Origin of the sequence: Sulfitobacter sp. CW3, assembly GCF_019392245.1 — a bacterium.
Lineage (GTDB): Bacteria > Pseudomonadota > Alphaproteobacteria > Rhodobacterales > Rhodobacteraceae > Sulfitobacter.
The window spans coordinates 95,591-109,523 of the sequence record NZ_JAHXRL010000004.1; the positions used below are offsets into that span (position 1 = coordinate 95,591).

Below are 13,933 nucleotides of genomic sequence, written 5' to 3' on the forward strand. Positions count from 1 at the left end.
GTGCTGGTCCCTCAAGCGCCACGTGCATGGCTTGTATGCGTAGCGCGCGCATTGTCCTGTTTCTTACCCTGTTGCCGTCTTGCGAAGGCCACGCGCATTGCGGCCTCTTTGCAGCATCACAACAAGAGCAAGCAACAATAGTGCAGGCACAAACATCCAGTATTTGCTGGGCACCGACACCGGCTTGAGAACGCGCAGGACCTCTTGATCCCAGTCCAGACCGGCAGCTGCCGCAGAGGAATCATACAGCACATCATCGATGATCATCTTGTCACCATCCATGCGTGTCACGATACCTGCTGCTTCCAGCTTCTCCTCGCCCGTGGTGCCTTCGCCCATTGGCAGCAGCGCCACGAATTCAATCGGATCACCCAGATCACCAACACCGGACACCCGCAGGCGCAAATTCTCGCCAATTGGTGTATCAGCTGCGGCTTGCACGATCTCGGCTGGTGCTTCCTCAAGATACGGTGGGAACACCATATCCATCCAGAAACCGGGCCGGAACAGCGTGAATGCGATCAACAGCAGGGCAATGGTTTCGTAGAAACGGTTTCTGGCCAAGAACCACCCTTGGGTTGCTGCCGCGAACAGCAGCATCGCAAAGGTCGCGACAATGAACACGAATATACCTTGGACCATCGTCACGTTGATCAGCAACAATTCGGTGTTGAAGATAAACAGGAACGGCAAGGCGGCGGTGCGCAAGCTGTAGAAGAATGCAACCACACCGGTTTTGATCGGATCACCGCCAGATACAGCAGCAGCGGCAAAGCTGGCCAGACCCACAGGCGGCGTCACATCAGCCATGATGCCAAAGTAGAACACAAACAGGTGCACAGCGATCAACGGCACGATCAACCCGTTCTGCTGGCCCAAGGTCACGATGACAGGGGCAAGCAGCGCGGACACAACGATATAGTTCGCCGTGGTCGGCAGACCCATGCCAAGGATCAGCGACAAGATCGCCGTCAGGAACAGAATGGCAAGGATATTACCGCCCGACAGAACCTCGACCACATCGGCCAAAGCCGAACCAACACCGGTTTGGCTGACAACGCCCACGATGATACCCGCAGTCGCCGTGGCAATGCCGATACCGATCATGTTGCGCGCACCGACGACTAAGCCGTCGATCAGATCTTTGACACCTTCAACCACGTCATTGGCGAACTGGCTTTCGCCCCGGAAAATCGCCATCAGCGGACGCTGGGTAACCAGGATGAACACCATATAGGTGGTCGCCCAGAACGCCGACAGGCCGGGGGACAGACGGTCAACCATAAGCGCCCAAACCAGCACGACGATCGGCAGGATAAAGTGCAAACCGGAACGCACCGTAGGACCAGGCATTGGCAGACGCGTGACAGGCTCGTTGGGATCGTCCAGCTTCAGCGGCTCTTCTTTGGAACCGACGTATAGCAGGGCCGCATAAACAACCGTGAGCACAGCAAAGATGATGTAGCCTGCGCTGTTCGGGAATGCAGGGCGCAACCAGCCCATGCCATAGTAAACCGCAAAGCTAATCGCGCAGATCGCCGCGACGATAAAGGCGGTGACCAGCAGACGCTGCACAATCGGCTTGGGCGTATAGGGACGTTCAAGGCCGACCATACCGGCCTTCAGGGCCTCAAGATGCACGATATACACCAAGGCAATGTAGGAGATTACCGCAGGCAGAAACGCATGCGTCACCACGTCAAAATAGGGAATACCCACGTATTCAACCATCAAGAACGCCGCAGCGCCCATAACAGGTGGCATGATCTGACCGTTCACCGACGAGGCAACCTCGACCGCGCCGGCCTTTTCAGAGCTGAACCCGACCTTTTTCATCAAGGGAATGGTGAATGTACCCGTGGTCACCACGTTCGCGATGGACGAACCCGAGATCAGACCCGTCATCGCAGAGGACACAACGGCAGCCTTCGCAGGTCCGCCCTTCATGTGACCCATCATGCTGAACGCCACTTGGATAAAGTAGTTGCCCGCCCCGGCCTTATCCAGCAGCGCGCCGAACAAAACGAACAGGAAAACAAACGAGGTCGAAACACCAAGCGCGATACCGAACACACCTTCGGTGGTGATCCACTGGTGGTTCACGATCTCGGACAGGCTGTTGCCCTTGTGCGCGATGATGTCGGGCATGATCGGCCCAAGCACGTTGTAGATCAGGAAAACCGAGGCGACGATCATCAAAGCCGGGCCAAGCGCGCGGCGCGTTGCCTCAAGCAGGATCATGATGCCGATAACGAAAACCACGGTATCTTGCATGTTGGGCGCACCAACACGGCCTGAAATCTCGCGGTAGTAAACGAACAAATACAGCGCTGCGGCGGCACCGACGATTGCCAGAATCCATTCCCAAACCGGCACGCGGTCTTTGGGGGAACCCAGCAGAACGGTGGCAACAATCCCAAGGGCGACCAGCGGGATCCACCATGTTGGCGTGCCGTCTTTGGCACCGACCATAAACAGATAGGCCAGCACAATCGGCACAATCAGACCAAGGCCCAGTTGTACTTTGGTGCGGGCGGCGGGGAATGCGGTGATCCCAAGGAACAAGGCAAACGCAAGGTGGATAGACCGGGTTTCAGTGTCGTTAAACACACCCCAACCAACAACAAACGGAATGGGTGACGCGATCCATAGCTGGAACATCGACCACGCAAGGGCAACCATCGCGAGGAAAAAGCCAACGCCCCCCGTCGCAGACCGGCCACCTGTGTCAGAAGACGCGACAAGTTCGTCCAGCTCAGCCTGACTTAGACCCCCGCGCCCTGCGGCTTGGGCTTCGACGGCAGCGGCTTGCTGTTGATCATTGATTGACATGTTTAGTCCCCCTGGCGGCCCCGTCTTAGGACGAGTGCCCATTTTTGTCTTTGGGTAGATAACTGGTGGGCCTTTGGGCCCGTAGAAAGCGGGGCGAACCCGCTTTCTAGGTTAGCTTGGGTTAGATTATTCGATCCAACCGCGCTCTTTGTAGTACTTAACAGCACCATCATGCAGAGGTGCGGACAGACCGCCCGAGATCATCTCGGCTTCGGTGAGGTTCGCAAAGGCAGGGTGGAGCTTTTTGAAGCGGTCAAAGTTGTCGAACACAGCTTTTACAACTTCGTAAACCACAGCATCGTCAACATCCGAAGATGTCACAAATGTTGCCTTCACACCGAATGTTTTCACATCGCTGTCTGTACCTTTGTACATGCCACCGGGAATGGTCGCATAGGCGTAGAACGGGTTGTCAGCGACCAGCTTGTCGATGGCTTCGCCTTCAACTGGAACCAGCTTGGCGTCCACGGTGGAAACCGCTTCTTGGATCGACCCGTTCGGGTGGCCCACGGTATAGATGATCGCGTCAACCTTGTTGTCGCCCAATGCGGCGGCTTGCTCGGCTGGCTTCAGTTCGGAAGCGAGCGAGAAATCACTCATGGACCAGCCTTTGGCGTCCAGAACGACTTCCATTGTGGCCAGCTGACCGGAACCGGGGTTACCGACGTTAACGCGCTTGCCTTTAAGGTCGTCAAAGCTTTCGATGCCCGCATCGGCGCGTGCAATCACAGTGAACGGTTCGGAGTGTACCGAGAATACCGCACGCTCTTTGTCGAACTTCTCGCCCTCAAACTTTGAGGTCCCGTTATAGGCGTGGAACTGCCAGTCAGACTGGGCAACGCCCATATCCATATCACCCGCTTTGATGGCGTTGATGTTGGCGATGGAACCACCTGTCGAAGGCGCTGTACATTTCAGACCCGTTGTGGCGCTGTCACGGTTTACCAGACGGCAGATCGACTGACCCACAACAAAGTAAACGCCAGTTTGGCCGCCGGTGCCGATGGTGATAAACTTTTCTTGTGCTGTCGCCGCCGTGCCCGCGACAAGCGCGGAAGCAATGGCGATGGACTTGAAAATTGTCATTTTATAGTCTCCCAACTTTTTCCCAGACCCCCCGTCATTCAGCGCGAGGTGTCATGAATGCCTGAAATGAGCGCAGATATTCCTGCGTAAAACAAGCCAATTAATTGCATTTTGGCACTTGATTGCACGTCAAAATCATGGGTTCCACCCCCGTCTGCCTATAACGCGGGCGCGCATCTTATTGGTGTGCAAGCGTTGGATTTAATGCCCGCCCGCCAATTTTTCCGCAAAAGATACAATCTAATTATCTATTTTTAAACAATTTAATTACAGCATCCGAGAGGAGTGGTTACAAAAGCGTCAACAGTGTTGAGAAAATCAAACGATGAATTTTTGACTTATATCGGATAAATTGTGATCCGGTCGTGAAATCTGAAGTATTTATGCTATAGGCTATGCCAACGCCGAAAAACTGCCCAAAATGGGCGCATCCGCAGGAGCATGTATGAAAAGAATCTCGTCCCTCGCCCGTTTTGGAACGTTTGCGGGGGTGCTGGTTTTAGCCATCCTTTCGCTCGTATTTCTGATAGCTTGGTCGATCTGGTTCATCATACCGCTCGCAGTTTTTGGGGTGCTGTCGTTGATGGGCGTCTACGACATTTTTCAGGAAAAACATTCGATCCTGCGCAACTATCCGGTGATGGGGCATATGCGTTTCTTCTTTGAAGGGATACGCCCAGAGATCCGGCAGTACCTGATTGAATCCGATCAAGACGAAGAACCCTTTAGCCGGGACGACCGGTCATTGGTGTATCAACGCGCTAAGGGTCAAGAAGACGCGCGCCCCTTTGGCACCCGGATGCGTGTGTACGATGCAGGCTATTCTTGGGTGACCCACTCCGTCCAGCCCATCCACATCACGAACACGGATTTCCGCGTGCGGATCGGCAATGATGCCTGCAAGCAGCCCTATGACGCGTCGATCTACAACATCTCCGCGATGAGCTTCGGATCCCTCTCTGCCAATGCGATCAGCGCGCTGAATACGGGTGCCAAGATGGGCGGCTTTGCCCATGACACCGGCGAAGGCGGGGTCAGTCGTTATCATCGCGCCGGCGGCGGTGACCTGATCTACGAAGTGGGGTCGGGATATTTCGGCTGCCGCACAGCGGATGGTCAGTTTGACCCGCAAAAGTTCAAAGAGCAGGCCAGCAGTGATCAGATCAAGATGATCGAACTCAAGCTAAGCCAAGGCGCGAAACCCGGACATGGCGGGATGCTTCCTGCCTCAAAGATCAGCGCAGAGATCGCCGAAGCGCGCGATATTCCGATGGGTCAGGATTGCATTTCACCCGCCGCGCACTCTGCCTTTACCACCCCCATCGAGATGATGGCGTTCTTGGGCCAGCTGCGTGATCTTTCGGGCGGAAAGCCTGTGGGGTTCAAGCTGTGCATCGGTCACCAGCGTGAATTCATGTGCATGGTCAAGGCGATGCTGGAAACAGGGATCGTACCGGATTTCATCGTTGTCGACGGCACCGAAGGGGGCACCGGGGCTGCACCGCTTGAGTTCGCGAACCACGTGGGCATGCCGATGGTCGAGGGCCTCACCTTCGTACACAACACCCTTCGGGGTGCGGGCATACGCGATCAGATCAAGCTGGGTGCCGCAGGCAAAGTCGTGTCTGCCTTTGACATTGCACGCTGCTTGGCGATGGGTGCCGATTGGTGCAATTCCGCGCGCGGGTTCATGTTTGCGATCGGCTGCATTCAGGCGCAGGCGTGCCACACAAACCACTGCCCTGTTGGCGTCGCGACCCAGGATCCGACCCGCCAACGCGCGTTGGATGTCGGCCACAAGAGCGAACGCGTCGCCCGTTTCCACCGCAATACGTTGAAAGCATTGGGTGAGATGACAGGCGCTGCTGGCCTCACTGACCCAAGTGAATTCCTGCCCCGCCATCTGATGCTGCGCCAAGGCGACAAAAGCATGGTGCAGGGGGACGAGGTCTATGGCTATCTGCCAGAAGGGTATCTGCTGGATGACAAGGCGCTGGATTATAAGGGAAACAAGACTCGTTGGAGCCGCGCTCAGGCATCCAGTTTTGTGCCCTTCGATTGATACACGCGGCGGAATTTTTGAAAAATTCCGGCCCGTTTTCTTTGCAAGAAAACGCCACGTGAAACGCAAAAGGCGCGCTGGTTTCCCGGCGCGCCTTTCACAAATTGATAAGACTGGGGCTTATTCAGCCATTGCAGCCTGAACTGCTTCTTCGAAAATGGCCAAACCTTCTTCGACGATCTCGTCCGACGCGGTAAGCGGCACCATCACGCGGATCGCATTGCCGTGCATACCGCAGCTGAGCAGCAACAGGCCGCGCTTAAGGGCGTGGGCGATAACACGTTTGGTGAAATCACCATCAGGTGTGGCTGTGTCAAAGTCTGTCACGAATTCAACAGCAATCATCGCACCCAAACCACGGATGTCCCACATCCGGAACGGTGCCGAACGTGCACCAATCTCGGCAAAGCGTGCCTTGATGTGTTCGCCCATCGATGTTGAACGTGCCAGCAGGCCTTCTTCTTCGATTGCGGCGATGGCTGCCAAGGACGCGGCGCAGGCAACGGGGTTGCCGCCATATGTGCCGCCCAAACCGCCTGGTGCCATTGCGTCCATCACGTCGGCACGGCCAATCACGCCCGCCAAAGGATAGCCGCCCGCCATGGATTTCGCCACGGTGATCAAGTCTGGCACAACGCCGGAATGTTCGATTGCAAACCATGTCCCGGTGCGGCCAAAGCCGGCTTGCACTTCGTCAGCGATCAACAGAATGCCATGTTCGTCGCAGATGTCGCGCAGCTGCTGCATCATGTCGAAGGGAACGGGGGTATAGCCACCCTCGCCCAGAACCGGTTCGATGATGATCGCCGCAACACGTTCGGGCTGCGCATCTGTCAGGAACAGGTTCTTCAGGCCGGTAATTGCGTCTTGAACAGTGATGCCATCACGCTGCGACGGGAAAGGCGCGCGGAAGATGTCGGATGGGAACGGGCCCACGTCTTTTTTGTAGGGGGATACCTTGCCGGTCATGCCCAGTGTCAGCAATGTGCGGCCGTGATACCCGCCGGTAAAGGCGATTACACCGGGGCGACCTGTCGCAGCGCGTGCGATTTTGACTGCGTTTTCAACAGCTTCGGCACCCGTGGTCACCAGAAGCGTCTTTTTCGGCATATCACCGGGGGCAAGCGCGTTCAGTTTCTCGGCCAGCTCGATATAGGGGCCGTAAGGCACAACCTGAAAGCTGGTGTGCGTGTAGTGATCTTCTTGCGCCTTCGCGGCTGCGACCACTTTGGGGTGACGGTGGCCCGTGTTCAACACGCCAATACCGCCAACAAAATCGATGTAGCGGTTGCCATCTACATCCCAAAGCTCTGCGTTCTCGGCATATTTTGCATAGATCGGCGCGGCAGAGGCAACACCACGCGGCACAGCAAGCTCGCGGCGGGCGATCAACTGCGCATTTGTTTCAATTGTCACATTCGCTTCGAGCATATCTGGAACCACCGTGCTTTTGGTCGATTTCTTTGCAGCGCCTTTGCGGGACTGCTTTTTGACTGTGCTGGACATATACAATTCCTTTTGTAAGACGCAGGTCGTGCGTTTAAAATCCTATTATTGCGTTTAATTTAATTGTCAATCATGTTTCAATTCAAACAATACCACATATCAAAGCTGCGCCAAAATTTGCCTGTGATCGCACAGAGATACAGGCTAGAGATCAAAAAAGAAAAATTCGGGGGCCAGACGTGAACATAGGTCAAAGGCTAAGAACGATTCGAGAAGAACGTGGGCTTTCACAGCGCGAGCTGGCCAATTTGGCCGGGCTAACGAACGGCACGATTTCACTGATCGAGAAAAACAAAACCAGCCCGTCTGTTGCGTCGCTAAAAAGCTTGCTGGACGCGATCCCGATTAGCATGGCCGAGTTTTTTGCCACATTGGAAGACCAACAGACCCCCAAAGTTTTCTATCGCAAACATGAGTTTACCGAAGTTTCCCCGTCGAGCGAAGAACAGGTTTCCCTGCGCCAGCTTGGCAACGCGGAAAAGCATACCCTGCAAGTCTTGTATGAAACATATCAGCCCGGCGCAGACACCGGTCCCGAGTGGATCGTACACGACGGGGAAGAGGCAGGGATTGTGATATCAGGCGAGGTCGAGGTGACGGTCGATGGCACAGTCGAGGTGCTTGCCCCCGGCGATGGCTATCTGTTTGATAGCCGTCTGCCGCATCGGTTCAGAAACATCAGCGGCACCGTTTGCGTGGTGTTCAGCGCCTGTACGCCGCCAAGTTTCTAATAACAGAAACCTACAGGGATCACGTGCCGGTCAGGTTGTTTTGATCGTCATCGTCAGATCGAAAATCCGACCATTTGTTTCTTTTCTCATCATCCCGTTTGCGCGTCGTCAAAGATACTATCGCGATGGCAGCTAGCGTCAGGATCATCAACGATCCTATGAACAGATCTATCGTCACAGCTACCTCCTTTCAAAAAATGTGTTTCGCTTGTCGGGGGGTCAACGGCGCTAACTGTGTAATGTTCCACAGCGGCGATCACGTTTCACGGCCGTTTTCGTGAAGTCGCAAGAAGGACAACCGGCAAAACATACCATCTGACAACCTCCACTAAGCCCCGATTACCCGAAATATCCCTTATTATATGGCACTTGGGGTTAATGGTTTCTAAACTCCGGCCCACTTCGCGCCGTCACAGATGCGCTTACGTGTCAAAATGTCGCGTAAGGGGATTTGCGAACCCGCTGGCGTCAAAAGGATCGTTAGTAATCGTAAACGATCTTTGATTTCAGCGGCACGGGGAATTCGACCGACAAGGTGTAGCTGCCCGGATTTTCTATGATTTCGAATTGACCGTTCAGCTGCCGCGAAAACGCGGTGATCAGCCGCGATCCCAAACCGGTGCCTTTTTCCACTTCACCATGTCCGGTGGAGTTGCTGACCGTCAGCAAGGCCATTTCAGGACCGGTGTACTTTAGATTAACCTCGATCCAACCTTTGTCGGCTTGACCAGCTGCGACGTATTTCAGCGCGTTTGTAACCGCCTCCGAGACCAGCAACGTCAGCGGTGCGGCATCGTCGGGGTCCAGTTGGATCGCCTCGTATTTTTGCGAAACCGTGATCCCGGACCCGCTGGGAAGCCCGACACTTAGCAACTGGTTAACGATCTCGTGCATCAGAACGCCGCCGTCAACGCGGGTCAAATTATCGTTTTGGTACAGGCTTTTATGCACGGTCGCGAGGCTAAGTATGCGGTCTTGCAGACGTTGCAACACACGCTTTGCATCAGCAGTAGAGGCCTGCCGGATCTGCATGTTCATAATCGATGAAATCAGTTGCAGGTTATTTTTAACCCTGTGATGGACCTCCTTCAAAAGAATGTTCTTTTGACGCAGGCTATCTTCCAGCTTGGCCTCGTCTCGCAGGATCGATTCAGCCATCCCGACAAACGCTTCTTCCATGTTCACGATTTCAGTCGGAACAACCCCGCCAAGCGCGGTGCGCGGCAACGTTCTGTTCAACGCAAAGTGGCGCATCTGTCGGCCCAATTTACGGATGTGTTTGATCGCAAGCCGGTTCAGCGCCCAGAATGCGACGATCAGGCTGGCGATCCACATCACAACAGGCAGCACAAGATTCAGCCGCGTCGATGCGCCCGCCGCAAGAAGCGGGGAATCCTTTGGCCAGACGCTCATCGCGTAGATGACACCCGGAACAATTGGCAAAATCGCATAAACGCGGTCATCACCTTGCAAGCTTGTGGCGCGGATCACGCGGCCGGATTGGCCCGCATACCACTTAAGCTCTTGAACGGCTGGCATTTCTTTGCTTGCCATGGCGCGGTCATTTTCGGTTGTCAGAATTTCGCCGTCTGCGTTGAAGGTCACCATGGCGGTCGGTCTGATCTCTAGATCGGGTTCCACAACTTCGCGGAAAACACGTTCTGGGATCGACATGTTCACAAACCCCAGCAAGTCGCCTTCGACCCTTAGGGGCACGCTGACGATCAACACCGCTTCCTTGCTATAGGACGGTTTCAGGAAAATATTCGCTGTGCGTTTTTGGCCCTTCACCAGCTTTTTGAAGATCGGGTTTTCGCTCACGTCAGAGGCGATGCCCGAGGATACACATTCGATCTTTCCGTCAATTGTGGAAAAACTGACCAGCGTATAGAGATTGGACGTTTTCTGGTATTCGCGCAAAAAGGCACTGCACGAGAAATTATCGGCCTTGATAAGATTCACCACAGACGCCAGCGCATCGGCCCCGCCGAACGCCTCTTGAATAAGACTGCTTTCGGTAGAGGATGCCTGTTCTGTAATCGCGAGCAATGACAACTCGGCGTTGACCATGGCCTGCTCCGCGATCTCGCGGGTTTGCACGACCGAGATTAACCCGATCGGCAACAAGGCGAGCGACAGAAACAGCAGAACCCGAAAGGTCAGTCCCCGAAAGACGTCAGTGCCAGGAAAGCCCGACGTCATCGTTAAAAAGACGAAACTTTTGATGCAGAAATGACAGACATTGTCGCATCATCTGTCATCTCAAGGCTCTCGTCATCCCGCAGGCCCATCAGCTCGGCGATGCGAGCACGGGCGCGGTTGGTCCGGCTTTTGATTGTGCCCACAGCGACGCCACACATTTCAGCGGCTTCTTCGTAGGAAAACCCCGATGCACCGACCAAAAGCAGCGCCTCGCGTTGTTCGTCTTTCAGCTCGCCCAGGGCCTTGCGGAAGTCCGTCATTTGCATGTGACCGTCATGTGCAGGTTTTTCAGCCAGGCTTTCGGTAAACACGCCATCAACATCAGCAACTTCGCGGTTCGACTTGCGGCGCGACGAATAATACGTGTTGCGCAAAATCGTGAAAAGCCAGGCCCGCATGTTGGTGCCAACTTCGAATTTATCAATATTTGTCCAGGCTTTCACCACGGTATCTTGTACCATGTCATCCGCGATGGCGCCGTTTCGGGTCAAACTGATGGCAAAGGCGCGCATGGCCGGCAAATGCTCGACCAGTTCATCGCGCGGGTCTGACCTACTCATTCCGGCTGCCCAGAGTTTTTTTCTTGTTCTTTTAATTTGTTGAGCAAATCTTTAAATTTGTCAGGAATGCCCTCATCAACAGTCTGTTCGTAGACGCGCCGAAGATTTTCGTCGATAAAACGTTCATTTTCATCGTTTTTGCCCAACTTCATCGACATTTTTCCTGACTTTAACTTAAATTTCTGCACACGGTACGGAACTAAACACTCACCTGCGGGGTTTGGTTCCATAATTATTTTAAAAGGACAACGATAAATGACGGACGCCAAAGAGAACACGAGTGTCAGCGATGCGTTGGGTCAATGCCTTCCATACCTGCGTCGTTATGCACGCGCACTAACAGGCAGTCAAACCAGCGGCGATGCGTTTGCCGCGGCAGCACTCGAGGCCATTCTGGTAGATCGGTCCATGTTGGACGGGATGGATGTGCGCACAGGGATTTTCAAAGTTCTATACGGTATCTGGTCCAGCGCCGGTGCCCCGATCGAAGAAGGCGAAACCGGACCGCGGGCGCGCGCGCAGAAACATCTAGCGAAACTGACCAACCACAGCCGCGAAGCATTGCTTTTGCACACCATCGAAGGTTTCTCTTTCGCTGAAATCGGACAGATCATCGCCGTAGACGAGCATGAGGCAAGCCAACTGGTGCAAATCGCCCGCCGTGAGATGGCCGATAGCGTCATGGGTTCTGTGATGATCATCGAAGACGAAGCGATCATTGCGATGGACATCGAATCCATTGTTGCTGACATGGGTCACCGCGTAACGGGCATCGCCCGCACCCGTGACGAAGCGGTCAAATTGGGCAAGGCCGATGTGCCTGACCTGATCCTTGCCGATATCCAGCTTGCGGATAATTCGTCGGGAATTGATGCGGTTAACGATCTGCTGGCCGATCTGGGCCAGCGCCCCGTTATCTTTATCACCGCGTTCCCCGAACGTCTGCTGACCGGTGACAAGCCCGAGCCCGCATTCTTGATCTCGAAACCTTATAGCGTCGATCAGGTTATATCGGCTGTTTCGCAGGCAATGTTCTTTTCGTCGACGGAAACGCTCAACTCCTGATCCTTTAATACGGATCGGATTTAAAAGGCCGCGTATCACTGCGCGGCCTTTTTGCGTCTGCGGCCGCGGGGCGGTTTCGTTTGGCCAGCGGTGCCGTGCAAAAAACCTTGTCACAAGTTTTGCAGACGGCATAAAGGACACCATGAGCACCTGTGCGATCACGATGGTTTACAAAGATTACTGGGCCCTGTCCCAGTGGTATACGCATTATGGTCGCTTGCTAGGATACGAACACCTCTACATCGTCGCGCATGGTCATGATCCGATGATCGCCACGCTGTGCCCGCGTGCAAGTATCACCACAATTCCGCGCGACACCCTAGAAGGGTTCGACCGCAAACGCGGTAAGTTTCTAAATGAATTCGCTGATGATTTGGGCCAGACATACGATTGGGTGATCCGAACCGATGCCGACGAACTGGTCTGCTTTGATCCGGCACTCTATGCGTCTTTCGATGATATCTTTGACAGATCGACGTCAGATGCCGTTTTCGCCTTGGGATTAAATATCGCCGAAACGATTAATGATCGGGTTCTGGAAGATGTTGAGATGGCCTTGGGTCATCGGACAACAGCTGTATTTACCGGACATTACAGCAAAGCTTGGGCAACCAAATGCGGCACGGCCCTGTGGCGCCACGGTATTAAGGTTGATCCCGACAAGCTGAATTCGGTCCCGTTTGACCTGCCTCAAGGAGTGTACTTGGCACATCTGAAATACGCCAACCTAAAGGCGCTTGAGATCGCCAATCAGCACCGCATAGGTATTGGTAACACTGCAGGCAAAGGGCTGCCCGGTGCCGCCTGGAAAGAAGCAGACAAAGTCGCGGCGCGGTTTTACCTGCATCTTGTGCGCTTTGGCGACAAAGACTGGGCCAGCGCCCGGGACGAAGCGTATCAAGCCATCACATCCGAACCATTCCGTGACGAAAAAGAACATGTGCTAAGAAGCCCCTCCAAAGTCTTTAAGCACCGGGTGGCATTGCCAAGCTGGTTCAAAACGCAATTCGGTGCCAACCAAGACCTGACAACCGACGCAAGCTGAACACGCACCCAACCCCATGCGCGGCGGTCCGTCACATTATGTTCGAGCGGCCGAACAACTATGATAGGGTGGAACTGAATCATTCCCGACGCGTTTGTAACGCAAGATGATCAGTTAATTATGGAGAGAAGAAATGGTTAAGGAAATGGCAGCAAAGAACGTGCAAGCGGCTAAAGACGTCACCGTAGAGGATCTTTCTGTGCAGATTTCGATCCTCAAGGATGACATCGCAGCCCTGACAAGTTCCGTCAGCACATATGGCAAAACCGCAACCCGCGACGCTGCAAACCAAGCCAAAACAGCCGCACATGACTATGCGGACCTTGGCAAAGCAAAAGCCGCCGAAGCACAGCAAAACGCTGAGGATTTCATTCGCACGCAACCCGCAACCGCGATGGGTATCGCAGCCGGCGTCGGATTTCTGATCGGGCTGATTGCGGCACGTCGTTAATGCTGGACGTTATCGTAGATAAAGTTGCCCAACGGGCAACAGAGACAGCCCAGACCGCAGCAATCGGTCTGGGTGCCGGCATTTGCCTGCTGGTCGGGTCGGTGTTCTTGGCTGCTGCGGCTTGGATTTTCTTGCTAACAATCACCACCGCACTGACGGCATGCCTGATTATGGGTGGCGTGTTCTTTGGCGCAGGTCTGGTGATGTTCGCTGCAATCGGCATCCGGTCGCGCCGCCTGCAACGTCAAAGAGAACTCGAAATGCTGCGCCTAGAAGCCCAGCGCAAGGCACAAGGCCCCAGCGGGATTGAAAGCCTCATCGGCATCGCCGTGGCGCTGATCAATGGCTTTACCGCAGGCAAAAACACGAGACTGTAATCTCTTGCATCAAAGC

General features: G+C 54.5%; 13 protein-coding genes. 6 read left to right on the plus strand and 7 right to left on the minus strand.

Going from position 1 to position 13,933, the window contains the following annotated elements; genetic code table 11:
• Positions 1 to 63: 63 nt before the first annotated feature.
• On the minus strand, positions 64 to 2,832 hold the full coding sequence (locus KZZ06_RS10570; RefSeq protein ID WP_219580004.1) for a TRAP transporter permease: 2,769 nt from the start codon (positions 2,830 to 2,832) through the stop codon (positions 64 to 66).
• Between the two features lie 126 nt (positions 2,833 to 2,958).
• Entirely contained in the window at positions 2,959 to 3,918 is a 960-nt protein-coding gene (locus KZZ06_RS10575; RefSeq protein ID WP_219580005.1) for a TAXI family TRAP transporter solute-binding subunit, read from the minus strand.
• Between the two features lie 445 nt (positions 3,919 to 4,363).
• On the opposite strand from KZZ06_RS10575, the gene KZZ06_RS10580 reads away from it, so the two are divergent.
• Positions 4,364 to 5,980 carry an FMN-binding glutamate synthase family protein gene (locus tag KZZ06_RS10580; protein WP_219580006.1) on the plus strand — a complete coding sequence of 539 codons (1,617 nt, stop codon included), beginning with the start codon at positions 4,364 to 4,366 and terminating at the stop codon, positions 5,978 to 5,980.
• A 120-nt stretch (positions 5,981 to 6,100) separates the two neighbouring features.
• Here KZZ06_RS10580 and gabT read toward each other — a convergent pair whose 3' ends face one another.
• Positions 6,101 to 7,486 carry a 4-aminobutyrate--2-oxoglutarate transaminase gene (gene gabT, locus KZZ06_RS10585; protein ID WP_219580007.1) on the minus strand — a complete coding sequence of 462 codons (1,386 nt, stop codon included), beginning with the start codon at positions 7,484 to 7,486 and terminating at the stop codon, positions 6,101 to 6,103.
• A 179-nt stretch (positions 7,487 to 7,665) separates the two neighbouring features.
• Here gabT and KZZ06_RS10590 point away from each other — a divergent pair, with 179 nt between their 5' ends.
• On the plus strand, positions 7,666 to 8,217 hold the full coding sequence (locus KZZ06_RS10590; RefSeq protein WP_219580008.1) for a cupin domain-containing protein: 552 nt from the start codon (positions 7,666 to 7,668) through the stop codon (positions 8,215 to 8,217).
• 19 nt (positions 8,218 to 8,236) lie between these two features.
• On the opposite strand, the gene KZZ06_RS10595 is transcribed toward KZZ06_RS10590, so the two are convergent.
• The 4 genes from KZZ06_RS10595 to KZZ06_RS10610 form a co-directional block, all read right to left on the minus strand.
• On the minus strand, positions 8,237 to 8,395 hold the full coding sequence (locus KZZ06_RS10595) for a hypothetical protein (protein WP_219580009.1): 159 nt from the start codon (positions 8,393 to 8,395) through the stop codon (positions 8,237 to 8,239).
• Positions 8,396 to 8,697: 302 nt separating this feature from the next.
• Entirely contained in the window at positions 8,698 to 10,419 is a 1,722-nt protein-coding gene (locus KZZ06_RS10600) for a sensor histidine kinase (RefSeq protein WP_219580010.1), read from the minus strand.
• A 2-nt stretch (positions 10,420 to 10,421) separates the two neighbouring features.
• Entirely contained in the window at positions 10,422 to 10,979 is a 558-nt protein-coding gene (locus tag KZZ06_RS10605) for an RNA polymerase sigma factor (protein WP_219580011.1), read from the minus strand.
• Positions 10,976 to 11,131, minus strand: coding sequence for a NepR family anti-sigma factor (locus KZZ06_RS10610; protein ID WP_219580012.1), 156 nt, complete (start codon positions 11,129 to 11,131; stop codon positions 10,976 to 10,978). Before KZZ06_RS10610 ends, KZZ06_RS10605 begins: the two co-directional genes overlap by 4 nt.
• Positions 11,132 to 11,234: 103 nt before the next feature.
• Between KZZ06_RS10610 and KZZ06_RS10615 the strand changes: the two genes are divergently transcribed.
• The 4 genes from KZZ06_RS10615 (at position 11,235) to KZZ06_RS10630 (ending at position 13,917) form a co-directional block, all read left to right on the plus strand.
• Positions 11,235 to 12,044 carry a response regulator gene (locus KZZ06_RS10615; RefSeq protein ID WP_219580013.1) on the plus strand — a complete coding sequence of 270 codons (810 nt, stop codon included), beginning with the start codon at positions 11,235 to 11,237 and terminating at the stop codon, positions 12,042 to 12,044.
• Positions 12,045 to 12,186: 142 nt separating this feature from the next.
• Positions 12,187 to 13,089: a glycosyltransferase family 2 protein gene (locus KZZ06_RS10620; RefSeq protein ID WP_219580014.1), complete on the plus strand. Its 903-nt coding sequence runs from the start codon at positions 12,187 to 12,189 to the stop codon at positions 13,087 to 13,089.
• A gap of 133 nt (positions 13,090 to 13,222) precedes the next feature.
• Positions 13,223 to 13,540, plus strand: a complete 318-nt coding sequence (locus tag KZZ06_RS10625; RefSeq protein ID WP_219580015.1) for a YqjD family protein — start codon at positions 13,223 to 13,225, stop codon at positions 13,538 to 13,540.
• Positions 13,540 to 13,917: a hypothetical protein gene (locus KZZ06_RS10630; RefSeq protein ID WP_219580016.1), complete on the plus strand. Its 378-nt coding sequence runs from the start codon at positions 13,540 to 13,542 to the stop codon at positions 13,915 to 13,917. Before KZZ06_RS10625 ends, KZZ06_RS10630 begins: the two co-directional genes overlap by 1 nt.
• Positions 13,918 to 13,933 lie beyond the last annotated feature (16 nt).

Coding starts and splice junctions, on each gene's coding strand:
- KZZ06_RS10625 (WP_219580015.1), top strand. CDS start 13,223: ATGGTTAAGGAAATGGCAGCAAAGAACGTGCAAGCGGCTAAAGACGTC.
- KZZ06_RS10605 (WP_219580011.1), bottom strand. CDS start 10,979: ATGAGTAGGTCAGACCCGCGCGATGAACTGGTCGAGCATTTGCCGGCC.
- KZZ06_RS10610 (WP_219580012.1), bottom strand. CDS start 11,131: ATGAAGTTGGGCAAAAACGATGAAAATGAACGTTTTATCGACGAAAAT.
- KZZ06_RS10630 (WP_219580016.1), top strand. CDS start 13,540: ATGCTGGACGTTATCGTAGATAAAGTTGCCCAACGGGCAACAGAGACA.
- KZZ06_RS10620 (WP_219580014.1), top strand. CDS start 12,187: ATGAGCACCTGTGCGATCACGATGGTTTACAAAGATTACTGGGCCCTG.
- KZZ06_RS10570 (WP_219580004.1), bottom strand. CDS start 2,832: ATGTCAATCAATGATCAACAGCAAGCCGCTGCCGTCGAAGCCCAAGCC.
- KZZ06_RS10575 (WP_219580005.1), bottom strand. CDS start 3,918: ATGACAATTTTCAAGTCCATCGCCATTGCTTCCGCGCTTGTCGCGGGC.
- KZZ06_RS10580 (WP_219580006.1), top strand. CDS start 4,364: ATGAAAAGAATCTCGTCCCTCGCCCGTTTTGGAACGTTTGCGGGGGTG.
- KZZ06_RS10615 (WP_219580013.1), top strand. CDS start 11,235: ATGACGGACGCCAAAGAGAACACGAGTGTCAGCGATGCGTTGGGTCAA.
- KZZ06_RS10600 (WP_219580010.1), bottom strand. CDS start 10,419: ATGACGTCGGGCTTTCCTGGCACTGACGTCTTTCGGGGACTGACCTTT.
- gabT (WP_219580007.1), bottom strand. CDS start 7,486: ATGTCCAGCACAGTCAAAAAGCAGTCCCGCAAAGGCGCTGCAAAGAAA.